General features: G+C 70.6%; 21 protein-coding genes. 9 read left to right on the top strand and 12 right to left on the bottom strand.

Translation table 11 applies throughout. The annotated features are described in order from the left end of the window. The first annotated feature begins 36 nt into the window (after positions 1 to 36). Positions 37 to 687 (top strand): O-methyltransferase, encoded by a 651-nt coding sequence (locus tag LV75_RS29145; RefSeq protein ID WP_253890552.1) that lies wholly within the window; start codon positions 37 to 39, stop codon positions 685 to 687. Here LV75_RS29145 and glgC read toward each other — a convergent pair. Next, entirely contained in the window at positions 684 to 1901 is a 1218-nt protein-coding gene (gene glgC / locus LV75_RS29140) for a glucose-1-phosphate adenylyltransferase (protein WP_253890551.1), read from the bottom strand. The genes LV75_RS29145 and glgC overlap by 4 nt on opposite strands. Before the next feature lie 140 nt (positions 1902 to 2041). Between glgC and glgA the strand changes: the two genes are divergently transcribed. Next, positions 2042 to 3217, top strand: a complete 1176-nt coding sequence (glgA, locus tag LV75_RS29135) for a glycogen synthase (RefSeq protein ID WP_253890550.1) — start codon at positions 2042 to 2044, stop codon at positions 3215 to 3217. Between the two features lie 10 nt (positions 3218 to 3227). Further along, the gene (locus LV75_RS29130; RefSeq protein ID WP_253890549.1) at positions 3228 to 3719 is read left to right on the top strand and encodes a GtrA family protein; all 492 of its coding nucleotides are present in this window, start codon (positions 3228 to 3230) and stop codon (positions 3717 to 3719) included. Here LV75_RS29130 and LV75_RS29125 read toward each other — a convergent pair. Both LV75_RS29125 and LV75_RS29120 read right to left on the bottom strand, forming a co-directional pair. Beyond that, positions 3641 to 5128 (bottom strand): leucyl aminopeptidase, encoded by a 1488-nt coding sequence (locus tag LV75_RS29125; protein WP_253890548.1) that lies wholly within the window; start codon positions 5126 to 5128, stop codon positions 3641 to 3643. The genes LV75_RS29130 and LV75_RS29125 overlap by 79 nt on opposite strands. Before the next feature lie 97 nt (positions 5129 to 5225). Further along, positions 5226 to 5393, bottom strand: coding sequence for a DUF3117 domain-containing protein (locus tag LV75_RS29120; protein ID WP_204450530.1), 168 nt, complete (start codon positions 5391 to 5393; stop codon positions 5226 to 5228). A gap of 171 nt (positions 5394 to 5564) precedes the next feature. Here LV75_RS29120 and LV75_RS29115 point away from each other — a divergent pair, with 171 nt between their 5' ends. Beyond that, positions 5565 to 6365 carry a PaaX family transcriptional regulator gene (locus LV75_RS29115; RefSeq protein WP_253890547.1) on the top strand — a complete coding sequence of 267 codons (801 nt, stop codon included), beginning with the start codon at positions 5565 to 5567 and terminating at the stop codon, positions 6363 to 6365. Between the two features lie 19 nt (positions 6366 to 6384). Beyond that, on the top strand, positions 6385 to 7173 hold the full coding sequence (locus LV75_RS29110) for an enoyl-CoA hydratase-related protein (protein ID WP_253890546.1): 789 nt from the start codon (positions 6385 to 6387) through the stop codon (positions 7171 to 7173). Positions 7174 to 7305: 132 nt separating this feature from the next. On the opposite strand, the gene LV75_RS29105 is transcribed toward LV75_RS29110, so the two are convergent. The 3 genes from LV75_RS29105 to LV75_RS29095 are packed head-to-tail and all read right to left on the bottom strand — an operon-like array spanning position 7306 to position 8580. Next, positions 7306 to 7869 (bottom strand): DNA-3-methyladenine glycosylase I, encoded by a 564-nt coding sequence (locus tag LV75_RS29105; protein ID WP_253890545.1) that lies wholly within the window; start codon positions 7867 to 7869, stop codon positions 7306 to 7308. Then, positions 7866 to 8294 (bottom strand): SRPBCC family protein, encoded by a 429-nt coding sequence (locus LV75_RS29100; protein WP_253890544.1) that lies wholly within the window; start codon positions 8292 to 8294, stop codon positions 7866 to 7868. Before LV75_RS29100 ends, LV75_RS29105 begins: the two co-directional genes overlap by 4 nt. After that, positions 8278 to 8580: a DivIVA domain-containing protein gene (locus tag LV75_RS29095; RefSeq protein ID WP_253890543.1), complete on the bottom strand. Its 303-nt coding sequence runs from the start codon at positions 8578 to 8580 to the stop codon at positions 8278 to 8280. The genes LV75_RS29100 and LV75_RS29095 overlap by 17 nt, the downstream gene beginning before the upstream one ends. Before the next feature lie 95 nt (positions 8581 to 8675). Between LV75_RS29095 and LV75_RS29090 the strand changes: the two genes are divergently transcribed. After that, entirely contained in the window at positions 8676 to 9143 is a 468-nt protein-coding gene (locus LV75_RS29090; protein WP_253890542.1) for a GNAT family N-acetyltransferase, read from the top strand. Here the strand turns inward: LV75_RS29090 and LV75_RS29085 are convergent. Together LV75_RS29085 and folP are read right to left on the bottom strand one after the other, a co-directional pair. Next, the gene (locus LV75_RS29085; RefSeq protein WP_253890541.1) at positions 9140 to 10045 is read right to left on the bottom strand and encodes a glucosyl-3-phosphoglycerate synthase; all 906 of its coding nucleotides are present in this window, start codon (positions 10043 to 10045) and stop codon (positions 9140 to 9142) included. The genes LV75_RS29090 and LV75_RS29085 overlap by 4 nt on opposite strands. Continuing rightward, positions 10042 to 10911: a dihydropteroate synthase gene (folP, locus tag LV75_RS29080; protein WP_253890540.1), complete on the bottom strand. Its 870-nt coding sequence runs from the start codon at positions 10909 to 10911 to the stop codon at positions 10042 to 10044. The genes LV75_RS29085 and folP overlap by 4 nt, the downstream gene beginning before the upstream one ends. Positions 10912 to 11005: 94 nt before the next feature. Here folP and LV75_RS29075 point away from each other — a divergent pair, with 94 nt between their 5' ends. Beyond that, positions 11006 to 11677, top strand: coding sequence for a lysophospholipid acyltransferase family protein (locus LV75_RS29075; RefSeq protein WP_253890539.1), 672 nt, complete (start codon positions 11006 to 11008; stop codon positions 11675 to 11677). A 289-nt stretch (positions 11678 to 11966) separates the two neighbouring features. On the opposite strand, the gene LV75_RS29070 is transcribed toward LV75_RS29075, so the two are convergent. Genes LV75_RS29070 through dapE form a run of 3 tightly spaced genes read right to left on the bottom strand, consistent with a single transcriptional unit; the run spans position 11967 to position 14411 of the window. Beyond that, a complete protein-coding gene (locus tag LV75_RS29070; protein ID WP_372504253.1) occupies positions 11967 to 12461 on the bottom strand; it encodes an LOG family protein in 495 nt (164 codons plus the stop codon). A 38-nt stretch (positions 12462 to 12499) separates the two neighbouring features. Beyond that, positions 12500 to 13294, bottom strand: a complete 795-nt coding sequence (locus LV75_RS29065; RefSeq protein WP_253890538.1) for an LOG family protein — start codon at positions 13292 to 13294, stop codon at positions 12500 to 12502. A gap of 49 nt (positions 13295 to 13343) precedes the next feature. Next, positions 13344 to 14411, bottom strand: coding sequence for a succinyl-diaminopimelate desuccinylase (gene dapE / locus LV75_RS29060; RefSeq protein WP_253890537.1), 1068 nt, complete (start codon positions 14409 to 14411; stop codon positions 13344 to 13346). 44 nt (positions 14412 to 14455) lie between these two features. Between dapE and dapD the strand changes: the two genes are divergently transcribed. Both dapD and LV75_RS29050 read left to right on the top strand, forming a co-directional pair. After that, positions 14456 to 15439: a 2,3,4,5-tetrahydropyridine-2,6-dicarboxylate N-succinyltransferase gene (dapD, locus tag LV75_RS29055; protein WP_253890536.1), complete on the top strand. Its 984-nt coding sequence runs from the start codon at positions 14456 to 14458 to the stop codon at positions 15437 to 15439. 40 nt (positions 15440 to 15479) lie between these two features. Continuing rightward, positions 15480 to 16346 (top strand): CHAD domain-containing protein, encoded by an 867-nt coding sequence (locus tag LV75_RS29050; RefSeq protein ID WP_253890535.1) that lies wholly within the window; start codon positions 15480 to 15482, stop codon positions 16344 to 16346. On the opposite strand, the gene LV75_RS29045 is transcribed toward LV75_RS29050, so the two are convergent. Further along, positions 16299 to 18671 carry a tetratricopeptide repeat protein gene (locus LV75_RS29045; protein ID WP_253890534.1) on the bottom strand — a complete coding sequence of 791 codons (2373 nt, stop codon included), beginning with the start codon at positions 18669 to 18671 and terminating at the stop codon, positions 16299 to 16301. The genes LV75_RS29050 and LV75_RS29045 overlap by 48 nt on opposite strands. Positions 18672 to 18805 lie beyond the last annotated feature (134 nt).

The following is an 18805-nucleotide window of genomic DNA, read 5'->3' as shown; positions in this document are numbered from 1 at the left end:
CCGTTTTGGCCACGACCGCCGCTAATCTGCGTTCCCGTGGCACCGGAACCGCCCGTCGCAGGCTCGGTGGGGCTCAGCGACTACATCGAGGGTTACCTCGTCGAGGACGACACGCTCGTCGCGGCGCGGACCCTGGGCGCCGAGCTCGGCTGCGTCCCGGTCAGCAGGGCGACCGGGGCGGCGCTGCGGTTCCTGGCCGCGGCGCTGCGCGCGAAGGCGGTCGTGGAGGTCGGCACCGGGGTCGGCGTGAGTGGTCTGCACCTGCTGCGCGGCATGGCCCCCGACGGCGTGCTGACCTCGATCGACGTCGAGCCCGAGGTGCAGGCGGTCGCCAAGCGCACCTTCCGCCAGGCGGGCGTGGCCCCGGGGAAGACCCGTCTGATCATGGGTCGGGCGCTGGACGTGCTGCCCCGGCTCAGCGACGGCGGTTATGACTTGCTGTTCGTCGACGCTGCGAGCACCGAGTACCCGGCGTTCCACGAGCACGGCGTGCGGCTGCTGCGCCCTGGCGGTGTGCTCGCCTTCGACAGCGTCCTCTACCAGGGCAACATCGCCAATCCTGCCCGCCGCGACGTCGAGACTCTGGCGCTACGCGAGGTCGTGCGCGCTGTGCGTGAGGACGACCGGCTGGTCCCGCTGCTGCTCCCCCTGGGGGAAGGCCTGCTGCTCGCGGCCAAGATCGCCTAGTCGGCGTGGGCTCCCTTGCCGAGCACTACGACACCGCTGGCGCTCACTGTGTAGCGCTGTCGGTCGGCCTCTAGCTCGACTCCGAGCCGAACACCATCGGCGACGACGACGTTCTTGTCGAGGATCGCCTTCCGGACGATGGCGCCCTTACCGACTCGAGCACCCGGCAGCAGCACGCTGCCCTCTACGACCGCCCCGTCCTCAATGACGACATCGGCGCTGATGACCGAGTCAGTCACGGTAGAGCCGGAGATGACCGACCCGGGTCCGACGATCGACTCGGTGGCCGTGCCGCCGTTGACGAACTTGGCGGGTGGCAGTGGAGGCGTCGCCGTGCGGATCGGCCAGAGCCGGTTATAGAGGTTGAACACGGGGTGCACCGACACTAAGTCCATGTGCGCGTCGTAGTAGGCGTCCAACGTTCCAACGTCACGCCAGTAGCCCTTGTCGCGTTCGGTCTCCCCCGGCACGACGTTGTCGGCGAAGTCGTAGACGTGGGCGGTGCCCTGGTCCACCAGCATCGGGATGATGTCGCCGCCCATGTCGTGCATGGAGTCGCGGTCGGCCGCGTCCGCGCGTAGAGCCTCGATCAGCGTGGATGTCGAGAACAGGTAGTTCCCCATAGAGGCGAACGTGACGTCGGGGTCGTCTGGCACCGAGGGCGGGTCATCCGGCTTCTCCAGGAAGCTGGTGATCCGCTTAGTGGCGTCCGAGTCGATGCATCCGAACGCCCTGGCCTCGTGGCGTGGGACGCGGATGCCCGCGACGGTGACGCCAGCGCCGGAGTCGATGTGCTGCTCGAGCATCTGACCGGGGTCCATGCGGTAGACGTGGTCGGCACCGAACACGGCGATGTAGTCGGGCTGCTCGTCGTAGACGAGGTTGAGCGACTGGTAGATGGCATCAGCACTGCCGTGATACCAGCGCGGTCCGAGCCGCTGCTGCGCCGGAACCGGGGTCACGTACTGGCCGAGCACGTTCGACAGGCGCCACGTGGTCGAGATGTGCTTGTCCAGGGAGTGGGACTTGTACTGCGTCAACACGCACAGCTGGTGAAACCCGGCGTTGACCAGGTTCGACAGCACGAAGTCGACAAGTCGGTAGTTGCCCGCGAACGGCACAGCGGGTTTGGCCCGGTCCGCCGTGAGGGGCCACAGGCGTTTGCCCTCGCCACCAGCCAACACGATCCCGAGTACGCGCGGCTTGCCCTTCACACGATGAATCTAACCGTCAGCGTGGTTGTCCTGCCAGACGCGCTACTCCGTGTGGGCGCTCGTTGACCGCCCATTGCCCCGGTGTTCACCCGGGCGCCGCACCGCGTTCCGCGCCGCGGACTGCGACTACCGTGGCAGGCGTGCGCATCGGATTGCTGACCAGGGAGTACCCGCCGGAGGTCTACGGCGGGGCAGGTGTCCACGTGGGTTACCTGGTGCCGAGGCTCCGGGCGCTCACCGACGTCGACGTGCACTGCTTCGGTGGTCCCCGCGAAGACGCGACCGCGCACAACCCGGCAGCGGGTCTGGAACGGGCCAATCCCGCGCTGCGGACCCTCTCCGCGGACCTGTCCATCACCGCCGCGGTCGAAGGCGTCGACCTGGTCCACTCGCACACCTGGTACGCGAACCACGCGGGGCACCTGGCGCAGATGCTGCACGGGATCCCGCACGTAGTGACGGCACATTCGCTTGAGCCGCGAAGGCCGTGGAAGGCCGAGCAGCTCGGTGGCGGCTACCGGCTCTCTAGCTGGGTAGAGCGCACCGCCTACCTTGCAGCGGACGCGGTGATCGCAGTCAGTGAAGGTATGCGTACCGACGTGCTCGACTGCTATCCCGAACTCGACCCGGCTCGCGTCCACGTCGTGCGCAACGGGATCGACGCGGCCAACTACCACCCGGTGTCCGAGGTGGACGCTCTAGTCGAAAACGGCATCGACCCGACGAAACCGACGGTCGTGTTCGTAGGCAGGATCACCCGCCAGAAGGGCGTGAACCACCTCATCGCCGCTGCGCACCGGATAGACCCATCAGCGCAGGTAGTCCTATGCGCAGGTGCCCCCGATACGCCGGAAATCGCCGAAGAGACTAGGGCAGCGGTAGAGGAACTGGCCGAACAGCGCGGCGGGGTGTTCTGGATCCAACGGATGCTGCGGCAGCCCGAGGTGCGCCAACTGCTCAGCCACGCGACCGTGTTCGTGTGCCCGTCGGTCTACGAGCCGCTGGGCATCGTGAACCTTGAGGCTATGGCCTGCGGCACCGCGGTCGTGGCCTCCGACGTCGGGGGCATCCCCGAGGTCGTGGCAGACGGGGAGACCGGCTTGCTGGTGCACTACGACGCCGACGACACCGCAGCGTTCCAGACCGGGCTGGCGGACGCGGTCAACGCGCTGCTGTCCACACCGGACCGCGCAGCGGCGATGGGTGCCGCGGGGCGCGCACGGGCCGAGCGGGAGTTCTCCTGGGAGTCGGTGGCCGAGCGGACGGTCGAGGTGTACCGCGCCGCGCTGAGAGGACCATCAGCCAGTGGCTCTTAGGTTGGCGAGGGTGCTGGGACAGAACGTGCGGGTCCGATTCACCCGCTACACAGTGGCGTCGCTGGTGGCGACCGGGATCAGCCAGCTGGTCCTGTTCGTCCTGTACGGGTGGGGTGTGTTCGGTGCACTGGTCGCCAGCACGGTGGCGTTCGCGGTCGGCGCGGTGCCGCACTTCGTGATGATCCGGTGGTGGGCCTGGGGCCAGCGCGGCATGCCCCGGCTGACCAGGCAGGTCGTCGGGTACCTGGTGGTCACGGTGCTCGGCGGGCTCGTCTCGGTGCTGCTGACCGCCGCCGCGGACTGGCTGGTCGGCCCGCTCGTCGCGGACCGGGCGGCGCGCACGCTGGTGCTGAACGTGACCTACGTGCTCAGCGGGCTACCGGTGTTCGTGGCGAAGTACGCGTTCCTCGACCGGGTCTTCGGTCAGGACGCGTACGAGGAGACGAACTCGACCAGCGTGCGGGCGGCGAACCCGGTCGCGCCGGGCACCACGTCGGCGTAGCCGCGGTCGGCCCGCGCCGGGCCCGCGATGTCCAGGTGCGCCCACGGCAGGCCGCCGGTGAACTCCCGCAGGAACAGGGCCGCGGTGATCGCACCGGGGCCGGGCGGGCACTGGCGCACGTCGGCGACGTCGCTGTGCACCTCGGCCGCCAGGTGGTCCAGCAGTGGCATGCGCCACAGGGCCTCCCCGGCGGTGGTGCTCGCGGCGGCGATCCGGTCGGCGAGGGCGTCGTCGTCGGTGAACAGGCCGCCGATCCGGGTGCCGAGGGAGACCTTCATGGCGCCGGTCAGAGTGGCTACGTCGACGAGCAGGTCCACGCCCAGGTCCTGGTGGGCGTAGGTGAGGGCGTCGGCAAGGACGACCCTGCCCTCGGCGTCGGTGTTGGTGATCTCCGTGGTCTTACCGCCGTAGTGGCGCACGATGTCGCCGGGGCGGTAAGAGGAGCCGGAGACGTGGTTCTCCGCGCACGGGACTAGAGCCGTCACACGAACAGGCAGGCCAAGACGGGCGATAGCGCCAACTGCGGCGAGCACGGCCGCGCCGCCAGCCATGTCGGTGCGCATGAGGTGCATGCCCTCGTTCGGCTTGATGGAGATGCCGCCGGTGTCGAAGGTGATGCCCTTGCCGACCAGGCCGATGTGCGGACCGACGGCGTTAGGCGGCGACCAGGTCAGGTGCACCAGGCGGGGCGGACGCGAAGAGCCTGCGCCGACGGCGAGCACACCGCCGAAGCCGTGCTCAGCGAGCCACTTCTCGTCGTGCACGCGGGCAGTGAGGCCCTTGGGCTTACCGAGCGCCTTGACCGCCGTCTTGGCCAGCCAGGCGGGGTCCTTGACGTTGGACGGGGCGTTGGCGAGATCACGGGTCAGCGCGGTCGCGGCGGCGAGCACACCGGCCCGCTTGACCGCGGCGGCGATCCGGTCGCGACGGTCGCGTTCGGACACCACGAACCGCACGGAGCGCAGCCTGGGCGCCGGGTCGTCGCCGGTCACCCGGAACCGGTAGCCGCCCAGCCGCAGCCCGGTCGCGAACCAGGCGGCCTGCTCGGCGTCGACGTCGTCGGGGAGCTCGACCTGCACGGCGTCGCCCGCGTCCGGCCGGGTCTCCAGCAGGGCGTTGACCGCACGGGCGAGCGCCGCGCCCGCGCCGCGCCAGTGCTTGGGCTCGCCGGGGCCGACACCGACCGCCCACCGGACCGCCGCGTCAACCGGACCGCGGTGCACTTCGCCGGACTTGCCCGCCAGCCCCACGGCCTCCGCCCACGCCGGGGACAGCTCGTCGCCGCCGGGGCCGATCTGGGCCGGGCCGTCGCCCGCGGTCCTGGTGAGGACCGCGACCGGGACGCCTGCCGCGGACCCGGCGGACACCTCCACGTCGGGCAGCGGGGTCGGCGGGGTCGGCGTGGACAAGCGGTCCTCCGTGCGGGAGCGTCGAGGGTGTCTGCTGGGCCGGGGTGCGCCGGGGTGATCACGACCGGTGGCGGTGATCAGACCCGGCGTCGGGGGATCAGCCCGAGGCGGACTTGAGCGCGTCGCCGAGGTTGCTGGCCTCCTCCGGGGTCATCTCGACCACCAGACGTCCGCCGCCCTCGAGCGGGACGCGCATCACGATGCCCCGGCCCTCCTTGGTCACTTCGAGGGGACCGTCTCCGGTCCGGGGCTTCATGGCCGCCATAGCGTGCTCCCTCCGTCATAGCCTGCCCGCCCGACGTGGCGAACCCGCCGGGTCCGGGCCATTCTCCCCCATCCGGCGCGCGGCGGTGAAATCGGAACCGATCATCGCGTGTCGGGTGACCGGCCACGATGGGTGGCGCCGGGGGTCGGCGGCCTGCCAGACTCGACCGTCGTGCGCGCCCGTTCCGCCCTCTTCGACGTTTTCGGCGGCCACCTGCGGCAGCGGGACGGCTCGGCGACCATCGCCGCGCTGGTGCGGCTGCTGGAGCCGCTGGGCTTCGGCGCGCCCGCGATCCGGACCGCGGTGTCCAGAATGGTCCGCCAGGGCTGGCTCACCCCGGTCCGCCTCGAGGACGGTCCCGGGTACACCCTGACCACCCGCGCCGAGCTGCGGCTGGACGAGGCGGGCAGGCGCATCTACCGCACCCTCCCGTCCACATGGGACGGCCGCTGGCACGTGGTCGTGCTGGAGGAGCCGCCGCCGCGCGGGACCCGCGACCGCCTGTCGTCGTCGTTGCAGCTGCTCGGTTACGGCCCCCTCGGACCGTCGACCTGGGTGGCCCCCCGGCCGTCGGCGGAGCTGCCCGAGGTGCTGGCGGGCGAGGGCCTGGTCGCCCGGGTGTTCCACGGTGCGCAGGACGGGTCGGATGTGGACCTGGCGGCACGCGCGTGGGATCTCACCGGGTTGGGTGAGCGCTACCGCGAGTTCGTGTCGACGTGGACACCGGTGATGTCCGCTGTGGACGGAACCATCCCGGCGGAGGCCTTCGCAGCGACCCAGCAGCTGCTCCACGCGTGGCGGAAGTTCCTGTTCGCCGACCCCGGGCTACCGGTGGACCTCTTGCCGCAAGACTGGCCCGGTTTCGCTGCCGCCGAGTTCTTCGACAGCCACACGGCCCGCTTGGCAGCGGCTGTGACGGAGTTCCTGGACGACTGCCTGCGGCGGGGTGGTAAGCAGAGGTCTACCGCGTGACCAGGAAAGGTGGCGTCCAGTGGCCGAGGTGCTGACGATCTCAGACCGCGACGGGGTGCGCACGCTGACTCTGAACCGACCGGAGTCGTTCAACTCGCTGACGGTGTCATTGAAGGAAGCGCTGATCACAGCCTTGGGCGAGGCTGGTTCGGATGACGCGGTGCGCGCGGTAGTGCTAACTGGGGCCGGTAAGGCCTTCTGCGCCGGGCAGGATTTGAAGGAGCACTTGGACCTGCTGCGCGCGGACCACCCCTCGCCGCTGGACACGGTCGACAAGCACTACAACCCGATCGTGACGGCTATCACTACTTTGCCAAAGCCCATCATCGCGGCTGTGAACGGGATGGCGGCGGGGGCGGGGGCGTCGTTCGCGTACGCGTGCGACCTGCGGATCGCGGCGGAGTCGACCAAGTTCCTGATGGCCTTCGCGGGGGTGGGCCTGACCGCCGACTCCGGCTCCGCGTGGACCCTGCCCCGCTTGATCGGCTACGGCCGGGCGATGGAGCTGTTCCTGCTGGCGCGGCCGGTGGACGCGGAGGAGGCGCTCCGGATCGGGATGGTCAACCAGGTCGTGCCGGTGGACGAAGTCCTCCCCACCGCCCGCGCCCTGGCGACCCGGCTCGCCGCGGGCCCCACCACGGCCTACGCCAAGATCAAGGAAGCCCTGCTCACGTCAGCAGGCTCCCCTCTCGCCGAGGGCCTGGCCGTCGAAGGCCGCACCCAGAAGGAAGCAGGCGCCACGGCCGACCACCGCGAGGGCGTCGAGGCCTTCGTCGCCAAACGCCCGCCCGCCTTCACCGGCCACTGACCCGAGAGCGCCGCTCTCAAATCAGACCACCGCTCACAACAGAGAGCACCGCTCTCCCATCAGGTCACCGCAGAGGGTGCGAGAGCGGCGCTCTTTTGCGAGAGCAGTGCTCTCGCAAATGTGATCGGCGCTCTACCTGCTGGCGCTCTGCTTGGCGCGCCAGCAGGTGGCCACGTGGTCGTCGACCATGCCGGTGGCTTGCATGAGGGCGTAGCAGGTCGTCGGGCCGACGAAGGCGAAGCCGTGGCGTTTGAGGGCCTTGGCCATGGCCGTGGACTCCGGGGTGATGGCGGGGACGTCGGCGAAGGTGGCGGGGCGGGGGCGGGGGGTGGTCGGCGCGAAGGACCAGAGGAGCTCGTCCAGCGGCTGCTCAAGCGCGACGATGGCGCGGGCGTTGCGGATGGTGGCCTCGATCTTCGCCCGGTTCCGCACGATCCCCGCGTCGTTCATCAGCCGCTCCACGTCGGCGCCGTCGAACTCGGCGACCCGCTCCGGCACGAACCGCGAGAACGCCGTCCGGAACGCCTCCCGCTTGCGCAGGATCGTGATCCACGACAACCCGCTCTGGAACGCCTCCAAGCTCACCCGCTCGTACATCGCGTCCCGCCCGCGCAACGGCACGCCCCACTCGTTGTCGTGGTAGTCCGCGTAGTCAGGCGTCGAGTCACCCCAAGCGCACCGCACCAGCTCCGTCACGCCCGCCCCTCCGCGAACCGCGCGAACCGGCGCAACGACAGCCGCAGCCCGGCGCGGAACACCGGGCTCACCGCGGCCCACAGCGGCCGCGGCACCCGCAGGTCTTCACGCCACACGAAGGTCGACCCGGCCGCGCCGCGGTCCACGACCTCGAACACCCCGGTGCCGCGCACGAGCCACCCCGTGTGCCGGACGGCGCAGCGGACCGGCGGCCGCCACTCGGTGATCTCCATGTGGTCAGTGAACCCGATGCCGACGACACCGGTGAACGCGGCCAGGGTCGACCCGACGCCGCGGCCGTCACCGCTGGTCACGCGGACCGCGGTGCCCAGCATCCACGCGCCCTGGTTCGCCCAGTCGGTCATCGCGGCCCAGGTCACCCGGGCAGGCGCGGCGACCTCGACGCGCTCAACGACTCGGATCATCCGCCTTCTCCAGCTCGGCCACCTTGGCCCGGAGCTGATCGATCTCGCCGCCGAGGCGCTGCAGGACCCAGTCGACCTCGGTCATCCGGTAGCCGCGCAACACCAGCTGGAACCGCAGCGAGCGCACGTCGTCACCGGTGACGTCGGCCGCGGGCAGCCGGGTCGGCGAGGCGCCGGGGGGCAGCGCGGGCAGTTCCTCGCCCCGGCCGAACACCACGGAGGCGAGCAGGAACACCACGGCGGCCACAAGCGCCATGACGACGAGGTAGATGAGCACGGTGGTCACGGGCAGATCGTGTCACGCATCAGCCGGTCCGCACAGCGGGTGAGCCGCAGAAAAACGGTTGCCCCCGTCCCGCGCGGCCGGGGAACCTCGCGATCATGGCCATCCGCCGCGCCTCCCCAGCCGACTGGTCCGCGATCCGCGCCACCCGGCTGGCGGCCCTCACCGAGGCCCCGTACGCGTTCGCGTCCAACCTGGCCAGGGAGACGCCCTACGACGACGACCACTGGCGCGACTGGCCGCGCAGGCACGCCATCTTCCTCGCGTTCACCGACGACGAGGAGCCGGTCGCGATCGCCGCGGGTATCCCCGGCGACCAGGTCGAGATGATCTCGGTCTGGATCGCACCGGCCGCGCGCGCGACGGCGTTGGCGACCGAGATGGTGGAGACCGTGGTGGCGTGGGCGAAGGCGGAGGGGGCGACCGCGGTCAACGCCTGGGTCGTGGGCAACAACCCCCGCGCGCGCCGCTTCTACGACCGGCTCGGGTTCACCCCGAACGGCCGGGAGATGCCGTACCCGAACGACCCGAGCATCACCGAGTACCACCTGACCAGGCCGGTCTAGCCGTTGAGGACGGCGGCCATCGGCGGTCGGTCGGCCACGAGGACCTCGGTCCGGTCGGGCAGCCACTCGCCGCCGACCTGGACGAACTGGGTCAGCACGCCGGTGCCGGAGGCGACGCCGCAGCGGTCGAGGGCGGTGCCGAGGATCTGCCTGGCCATGACGCCCAGCTGCAGCAGCGAGCGGTTGCGGTGCTTGCGGACGCCGAGGTTGACCTGCGCGAGGCCGGTGAGCCCGTAGCGGGAGTGCGCGTCGAGCAGCAGACCGATCTCGACGCCGTAGCCCGCGGCGAACGGGACGGACGTGAGGAACTCGCGGGTGGCCGCGTACTCGCCGCCGAGGGGTTGGATGATGTCGGCGAGGTCGGGGCGCAGCGCGGACAGGACCGGCCGGGCGAGCAGTTCGGTGACGCGGCCGCCGCCGGTGCCGACCTCCTCGGTCTCCAGCCGGAGCGGGCGCCGGTAGAACCCCTTGACCAGGTGCACGCCGCGCGCGGTCAGCAGCGGGCCGAGCAGGTGCGGGACGAACGCGGGGTCGGGGTCGACCAGGTCGGAGTCGAGGTAGACGACCAGGTCACCGCTGGTGGCGGCCAGTGAGCGCCAGAGGACCTCGCCTTTGCCGGGGCGCGGGGCGACGGCGGGCAACACCTCGTCGCGGTGCACGACCCGTGCGCCTGCTGCCTCAGCGAGCGCACAAGTGCGGTCCGTCGAGCCGGAGTCGATGACCACGAGCTCATCTACCAACGTCCCCACCAACGGCAGCACCGATGCCACGACAGCACCAACGGTGGCCTCTTCGTTCAAGGCGGGCAAGACAACGCTAACGGTACGACTTCCCTTGGCACGTACTAGCTGCGTGACGGTCCACTCGGGACTCTGCCAGGTAGTGCGCTCCAGACCGGTCACGCCAATGCCCGCGTCACACGGGCCGGGGGTCGGGTTCCGGCGATGCTGGCGACCATGTCGACCACCTGCCGGGTCTGGGTGACTTGGTGGGCGCGGAACACTCTTGCGCCTGCCCACGCGGATACAGCGGTAGCGGCAAGAGTCCCGTCAACGCGCTCGTCGAGGGTTACGTCAAGAGTCTCGCCGACGAAGTCCTTGTTGGACAGCGCCATCAGCACCGGCCACCCGGTAGCGACCAGTTCGTCCAAGCGCCGCAAGAGTTCCAAGCCGTGCCAGGTGTTCTTACCGAAGTCGTGCGTCGGGTCGATGAGCACACCTTCGCGCGGTACGCCCAACTCCACCATTCGCTCAGCGCGGGTCACAAGCTCGTTCACGACCTCGCCGACCACGTCGCCGTACCGGACGCGGTGGGGGTCGGTACGCGGGGCGGCGCCCCCGGTGTGCGAGCAGACGATGCCGACCCCGAACTCGGCGGCGACCTCGGCCAGCCTCGGGTCCGCGCCCGCCCAGGTGTCGTTGATCAGGTCGGCACCGGCCGCGCACACCGCCCGACCCACCTCGTGCCGCCAGGTGTCGACGCTGATGACCAGGTCCGGGTGGCGCTCGCGCACCGCCGCGACGAACGGGACGACCCGGCGGGCCTCCTCCGCGGAGTCGACCGGCTCACCGTGCGACCCGGCCCGAACACCCCCGATGTCGACGATGTCGGCGCCCTCGGCCACCGCCCGGTCGACCGCGGCCAGGGCGGCGGGCTCGGCGAAGGTGGCACCCCGGTCGTAGAACGAGTCCCTGGTCCGGTTCACGATCGCCATCACCAGGGCGCGGTCCTGAGCGACTTCGCGGGTGCCGAACCGGAGAGCGGTCATGGTTACCGATGGTGCCATGGTGAGCGGCGTCTCCACCGCGCGGTGGTCGTGGTGGGCGCCGGCTACAGTTGAGTGCGACCGAGGAGGCCAATCCGTGTTCTACCGCACGCTGCGCGTCGTGCTCTCGTTCCTGGCCAGGCTGTTCCTGCGACCCGTTGTCGAGGGCGCTGACCGGGTACCCGCCAAGGGCCCGGTGATCCTGGCGATCAACCACCTGGCGGTCATCGACAGCTTCGTGGTGCCGATGATGGTCTCCCGCAAGGTCGCGTTCCTCGCCAAGGCGGAGTACTTCGCGGGCGGCTCCCCGAACAAGCGCCTGGTGGGCGTCTTCTTCCGAGCCCTGGGGGCCATCCCCGTCGAACGCGACAACAGCCGCGCCGCGCTGGCGTCCCTTGAGGTCGCGGGCGCCGTGCTGGACGCGGGCGACGCGTTCGCCATCCACCCGGAGGGCACGCGCTCGCTCGACGGCAAGCTGCACCGGGGTCGGACCGGGGTGGCGCAGCTGGCGCTGGAGCACAAGGCCCCGGTCGTGCCGGTGGCCCTGATCGGGACCGACAAGGTGCAGCCCGCTGGCCGCAAGTGGCCGCGACCGCACCGCATCACGGTGCGCTTCGGCGAGCCCCTGGACTTCTCCCGCTACGACGGGATGGCCAATTCGCTGCCCATCCGCCGCGCGGTGACCGACGAGGTCATGTACGCCATCCTCGAACTCAGCGGCCAGGAATACGTCGACTCGTACCACAAGCGTCCCAGCGAAGCCGCCTAATCTCGCCGGCCAGCGTCTAGTCCCCCAATGGGTGATCCTCACCCACCGCCTTTCTCACCACCCCTTCCCCACCTCCCGACCTGCCCTTTGCCGGGTTATCCACAACCCCTCCCACCATCCCCAGAAATCCCGCCACCCCTCCCCCACCCCCCAAACCCGATAAACTGGCACCGGGGCCGCCCCCCGGAGAGGGTGGGGGCCGGGCTGGCACGCGTGGGGGGTCGGCGGCGATCTTGGTGGGGGGTGGGGGCGATCTTGGAAGGGGAGGAAGGGGCTGGTGGGGCGGGGGTTAGGCGCAGACGGAGAGGGCCTCGTCGGCGGTGCGGGTGATGGTGAGGGCGTTGAGGGCCACGTCGTTGACGAAGCCTCGGGAGTGGAGTTCCCGGACCCAGGTGAGCATGCCGGACCAATGGTCGTCGGGGTCGAGGAGGACGACGGGTTTGGTGTGCATGCCGAGGTAGCGGGAAGTCCAGACCTCGAAGAGTTCCTCGCAAGTGCCGAGTCCGCCAGGTAGCGCTAAGAAGGCGTCGGCGCGGTCGTCCATTTCGCGCTTTCGTTCGCGCATTGTGTCGACGACGATAAGTTCATCGGCGGAGGGGTCCGCTACCTCCAGGTCCACCAACGCGCGCGGTATTACGCCAACTGTCCGCGATCCCCCGCGCTTGGTTGCGCGGGCTACCGAGCCCATCATGGAAACGGCAGACCCGCCCCAGACGAGCGTCCAACCGCGGGCAGCGATACCGGCGCCTACTTCGTCAGCCAGGTCCAGGTACGACCGTGGCACCGAGGTGTGGGAACCGCAGTAGACGGCTACCGAGCGGCTCAATGGGCGTCGCTCCAGGCTTGGTACGCCTTCTCGACCACACCGACGGCGTCGTCGACGTCGTCGGTCAGGTGCAAGAGGGACATGTCCTTCTCGCCGATCTTGCCGCCGGTGAGGACCGAGCTGCGCAGCCACTCATAGAGGCCACCCCAGTACTCGGTGCCAAACAGGACTACCGGGAACTTGGTGACCTTCTTGGTCTGCACGAGGGTAAGAGCCTCGAAGAGCTCGTCCAACGTGCCAAAGCCACCCGGCAGGCAGATGAAGGCCTGCGAGTACTTGATGAACATCGTCTTGCGCGCGAAGAAGTACCGGAAGTTCACGCCCAGGTCGACCCACGGGTTGAGGCCCTGCTCGAACGGCAGCTCGATGCCCAGGCCGATCGACAGGCCGCCCGCCTCGGACGCGCCGCGGTTGACCGCCTCCATCGCGCCGGGGCCGCCGCCGGTGATGGTCGCGAAGCCGGACGCGGCCAGCGCGGCGCCGATGTCGCGGCCGAGCTGGTACTCCGGGTCCTCGCGCTTGGTCCTGGCCGAACCGAAGACGGTGACCGCGCGCGGCACCTCGGCGAGCGCGCCGAAGCCCTCGACGAACTCGGCCTGGATGCGCAGCACCCGCCACGGGTCGGTGTGCACCCAATCCGACGGCCCGCGCGAGTCGAGCAGGCGCTGGTCGGTGGTCGTCGCCTCTTCGCTGCGTTCCCGGCGCAAGGTCACCGGGCCGCGCTGGCGCTCCTTGGGGTGCACGTCGGCGTTGAGGTCGCTGCCGAGGTCCTCGGGTCCATCAATGGTCACGCGAGCGAGTCTAGGACGATCACCTTGTCCCCGAACGGGCTAATGGCGACTATCCGCCGACGAACTGGCGAAGGACCCGCGCGCACTCGGTGATCTGTTCGACCGGGACGTGCTCGTGCTGGGTGTGCGCCATCGTCGGGTCACCCGGGCCGAAGTTGACCGCCGGGATCCCCAGCGCGGCGAACCGGGCCACGTCGGTCCAGCCCAGCTTGGCGACCGGGGTCCCACCGGCGGCGGCCAGCAGCTCCTGCGCGGCTGGCGCGGTCAGGCCGGGCAGGGCGCCCGCGGCACCGTCCACGACGGTCACGTCGAACCCCGCGAAGACCTCGCGCAGGTGCGCCTCGGCCTGCGCGGGCGAGCGGTCGGGGGCGAAGCGGAAGTTGACGCGCACCTCGGCCGCGTCCGGGACCACGTTGCCCGCGACACCGCCGGAGACGTGCACGGCCTGCAAGCCCTCGCGGTAGGTGCAGCCGTCGATGTCGACGACGCGGGTCTCGTAGGCGGCCAGGGTCGACAGGACCGCGCCGATCGCGTGGATCGCGTTGACGCCCATCCAGCCCCGGGCGGTGTGCGCGCGGACCCCGGAGGTGCGGATCGCGATGCGCATGGTGCCCTGGCAGCCCGCCTCGATGGTGCCGTTGGAGGGCTCGAGGACGATCGCGAGGTCGCCGCGCATCCAGTCCGCCAGGTCGCGCTCGACCCGGAGCAGGCCGTTGCGGGAAGCGTCGATCTCCTCGCAGTCGTAGAACAGGAACGTCAGGTCGTGCTTGGGATCGGTCACCGCGGCGGCCACGTGCAGCATGACCCCCACCCCGCCCTTCATGTCGACCGCGCCGAGGCCGTGCAGCACGCCGTCGACCAGGCGCGGCGGCAGGTTGTCGTTGACCGGCACGGTGTCGATGTGACCGGCGAGCACCACGCGGGAGGCACGACCCAGGTTGGTCCGCGCGAGCACGGCGTTGCCGGTGCGGACCACTTCCAGGTGCGGTGCCTGCGCGCGCAGGGCACGTTCGACGGCGTCGGCCAGCACGGCCTCGTCCTCGGACACGCTGGGGACGGCGACGACGGCGGCGGTGAGGTCGACGGGGTCGGCGGTGAGATCCAACTCAACGGTCACGGCCAGTGACCCTACTCCTCGCGCGATTGGCTACCGTGTCCCGTGTGAGCAGTGCGGAAGCGACTGAGAGCAAGGGCGCCCACGGCGTCGGCCTGGCAACGGTGAGCACGGACGGTTCGGTGCTCGACACCTGGTTCCCGACGCCGCGGCTCGGCGCGGCTGGCGAGGCGGGCACGGTGCGGCTGTCCACCGAGGAGGCGACCGCGGAACTGGGCGCCGGGGTGGCCGCGCTGCTCGGGCCGGACCTGGCGCGCGGCGTCGAGGTGGTCGCGGTGCGCACCACGGTCGACGACCTGGAGCGCCCGCCGATCGACGCGCACGACGTGTACCTGCGGCTGCACCTGCTCTCGGCGCGCCTGGTGCGCCCGCACGGGCAGAACCTCGACGGGGTGTTCGGCCTGCTCAGCAACGTCGTGTGGACCAACCACGGCCCGTGCCCGGTCGACGGGTTCGAGGCGACCCGGCTGCGGCTGCGCGGGCGGGGCCAGGTGACGGTGTACGGGGTGGACAAGTTCCCGCGGATGGTCGACTACGTGCTGCCCGCCGGGGTCCGCGTCGCCGAGGCCGACCGGGTGCGACTCGGCGCGCACCTGGCGACCGGGACGACCGTGATGCACGAGGGCTTCGTCAACTTCAACGCGGGCACGCTCGGCGCGTCCATGGTGGAGGGTCGGATCTCGGCCGGTGTGGTGGTCGGCGACGGCTCCGACGTCGGCGGCGGCGCGTCGATCATGGGGACGCTCTCGGGCGGCGGCAAGGAGGTCATCAGCGTCGGCGAGCGCTGCCTGCTCGGCGCGAACGCCGGGGTGGGGATCTCGCTGGGTGATGACTGCGTGGTGGAGGCCGGGCTGTACGTGACGGCGGGCACCAAGGTGCGGCTGGCGGACGGGACGCTGGTGAAGGCGCGCGAGCTCTCCGGCGAGTCCGGCCTGCTGTTCCGGCGGAACTCGACCACGGGCGCGGTCGAGGTGGTCGGGCGCGACGGCACCGGCGTCGAGCTGAACACCGCGCTGCACGCGAACGACTGAGCGAACCGGGGCCGAACGGCCGAGGAAATACGATGTCGGCGTGACTGAACTCGTCTCCCGGATCCAGGCCAGGCTCACCGCGCAGGTCGAGGAGCTCTCGGCCCGCACCGAAGGCGCGCGCGAGGGCACCGATCCCGAGCACGTGCACCAGATGCGGGTCGCTGTGCGGCGGGCCCGGGCAGCGCTCAAGGCGGGTCTGCCGCTGCCGGAGCTGGACGCCGAGCTGAAGTGGCTCGGCGCCTCGCTCGGGGCGGTGCGCGACCTCGACGTGCAGCTGGAGAGCCTGCGCGCCCAGGCGGTGGGGTTCGACGAGGTCGAGTTGGCCGCCGTCGAGCAGCTGCTGCACGGTCTGGTGGTCCGGCGCAAGGACGCGCGCAAGAAGATGCTCGGCGTCCTGCGGAGCAAGCGCTACCGGCGACTGCTGGAGGCCGTGCGCGCGGCGGCGACGTCCGAGGTGGTCGTGGCCGCGCCGGAGGACGGCGACGCCGAGCCGCCCGCGTTGGTGAGCGTGATCCGCAAGCCGCACCGCAAGCTGATGCGCGCCGCGGACGCCCTCGGCGAGAACCCGCCGGACGACGACCTGCACGAGCTGCGCATCCACGGCAAGCGCCTGCGCTACGCCGCCGAGATGGCCGAACCGGCTGCCCGCAAGCGCATCCGCGCCCTGGTCGCGGCGACCAAGGAGTTCCAGGACATCCTCGGCGACCACCAGGACGCCGTGATCGCGGAAGACACCATCCGCGGCCTGCTCACCGAACTGGGCGACAGCATCCCCGTGGACGTCGTCTTCGTAGCGGGCCGCTTGGTGGAACGCGAACGAGCCCGCAAATCCCAGTGCCGAGCCCAATGGCGCCCAGCCCTAACAGACGTCGACGCCGCCGCTGAGGCCGTCCTCACTGCTCCCTGAGGCCCGCAAGCGCCGTACGTGGTCGAGGTTGTCCTGGATGACCTTGGTCATGCGGTGGTCCGCGCCGAGAATGCGAGTCGCGTCGCGGAAGGCGTCCTCGAACAGCGAGATCGCGCGGTCCAGGTCACCGAGATCGCGGTGGGCCCCCGCGAGGTTGTTGCGCAACCCCAGGACGTTCGGGTGATCGGGGCTCCCCAGCCGCGCGCGATCAGCCAACGCCGCTTCGAACAGCGGGATCGCCCGATCGACCGCGCCTGCGGTCTGGTAAGTGCCTGCGAGGTTGTTGCGGACGACCGAGGTGTGCGGGTGATCAGCTCCTAGGGTCCGCTCACAATCAGCCAGGCATGCTTGGAACAGCGCTAGCGCTCGATCCACCTCGCCGAACTCCCGGAACATCTCGGCGAGGTTGTTCCGGGAAGTCAGGGTGTCCGGGTGATCAGATCCGAGAATCCGCTCGCGCTCGGCAAGGGTCGCTTCCATCAGCACTCTTGCCTGGTCGCGATCGCCAACCCGCCAGTGGACTTCCGCCATGTTGCTGCGAGTCGCCAGTGTGTCGGGGTGAGCACGCCCCAAGACCCGTTCGCGCTCGGCGAGGGCGACCTCGAACAGCTGGAATGCCTGGTCGATGTCCCCTGCCTCGCGATATGCGCCTGCGAGGTTGTTGATGACGGTCAGGGTGCCTGGGTGAGCACTGCCCAGCGCGCGCATACAATCAGCCAGCAGAGTCGTGAGCAGCACGATCGCCTGGTCCACTGAACCGGCAGCGGTGTAGGCATGGGCGAGGTTGTTGCGCGCCGCCAGCGTTTCCGGGTGGTCAGGCCCGTGATGCCGCCTGCGACCGTGAACGGCACGCCGGTGGAAGACGACGCTGACGGCACCCCGACCGATCAGGTAGCTGCCGAGCCAACTGAGGAGTGCACTCATGTCGGGCGTGTCGACCTCAGGCGCCGTGCGGTCCATCAGTGCTTGGGCATGAGGCAGAACAGCCTGGTAGTGGGGCCAATCAGCGGGCCGCTCCGGGTCAAGACCGTCCACTCGGGACGCGAGGGTCGAACTGGCGAGGTCGCGGGCGGTGGCTATGTCGTCCGGTTGGCGGTGCGGGTCGGCTGGGTCAGGGGTGCGGGAGACGGCTTGCACCAAGCGGTGGACGGTGATCGTGGTGGGGCCGAGCGTGATCATGTTGTAGGCCGCGAGCTTGCCCAATGCCTCGTGGACGGCGAGTTCGTCCGTGCTGCTGAGGAAGGCGCGGGGGATGTCCTCCGGAGCCCACCACGCGAGGAGGTGCAACAGCTGGCCCGCCAGTGGGGTGTCGGCGAGGCGGTCCAGGGTGACGTGCCAGATGCGGGCCATGGTGCGGTGGGCGTCGCTGCCCTCGGCGGTCGCGGTGAACATGCGGGCGGGGTACTTGGACAGCAGGTCGAGGTAGACGGTCGGCGTGATCATGGTTTGGGCGAGGTAGGCGGCCGCCTGTTCCACAGCCAGGGGCAGCCAGCCCAGTTCCGCGCACAAGGCCTCGGCACCGCTGAGATCGGCGTCCGGCCACTGGTCCCGCACGATCCGGGCCAGCAGCTCCTCCGCGTCCGCCGCGGGCAGCACGTCCACGGCGACCGTCGCCGCCACGCCCTGCCAGCCGACGCCCAGCCGCGAGGTGATCACGATCGTGCCGGTCCGCACCCGGGCCACCAGCTCGGCAACCTCGGCCGGGCCGGTGAGGTTGTCCAGCACCAACAGCCAACCGTCGTGCGACGCGAGCCACCGCGTCCCCAGTTCGGCCCGTTCCTCCAAAGGCAAGGAGCGGGTCTCCGGGGCGACCGCCGCTGACACCTCGGCCAGCCCGGTGGCCAGCGCCGCCGCGGAGTCGGCGACCACCCACCACACGAACGAGAACCGATCCGCGTGCAGTCCGGCGAAGCGCGCTGCCAGCGTCGACTTGCCCACGCCGCCCAGACCGTGCACGGCCACGACCGCCGCTCGGCCCGATTCGCCCACCACGGCGTCGAGCCGCGCGAGCTCCGCAGACCGACCCAGGAACAGCCGCGTGGGCGGGATCCGGCTGGCCGACTGCGACGGCGATAGCGACTCCATTGCCGGGACCGCCGGGTTGCCCGACAGCACGACCTGCGACCCAGCACCGATCGTGACCTTCTGGCCACCGGTCAGCACGTCGCCGCCGATCGAGCCGGATTGCACGACCCTGGACACCTCGGCCGCGTTCGGGATCGTGTTCGCGACCCGGTCAGCGGGTGGTGGCTCGGTCATCCACACCACCGGCCGCGCGCGACCACTGCGCTCGTTCTCCACCGCGGCCTTGTCCACAGCTGCCATTCCCACACCGGGGCGATGCTCCCACCCCTGAATCACCTCCTCTCCAGCAGTGCTGGACCCCTCACTCCAACGGATCAGTGACGTGGTCGGCCACCACCCGCGGTGGTGGCCGACCACCCCAGCGGTTGCTGGGC

The sequence above is a fragment of the Actinokineospora diospyrosa genome (assembly GCF_024171925.1).
Lineage (GTDB): Bacteria > Actinomycetota > Actinomycetes > Mycobacteriales > Pseudonocardiaceae > Actinokineospora > Actinokineospora diospyrosa.
This window is presented reverse-complemented; position numbering and strand designations above follow the sequence as displayed.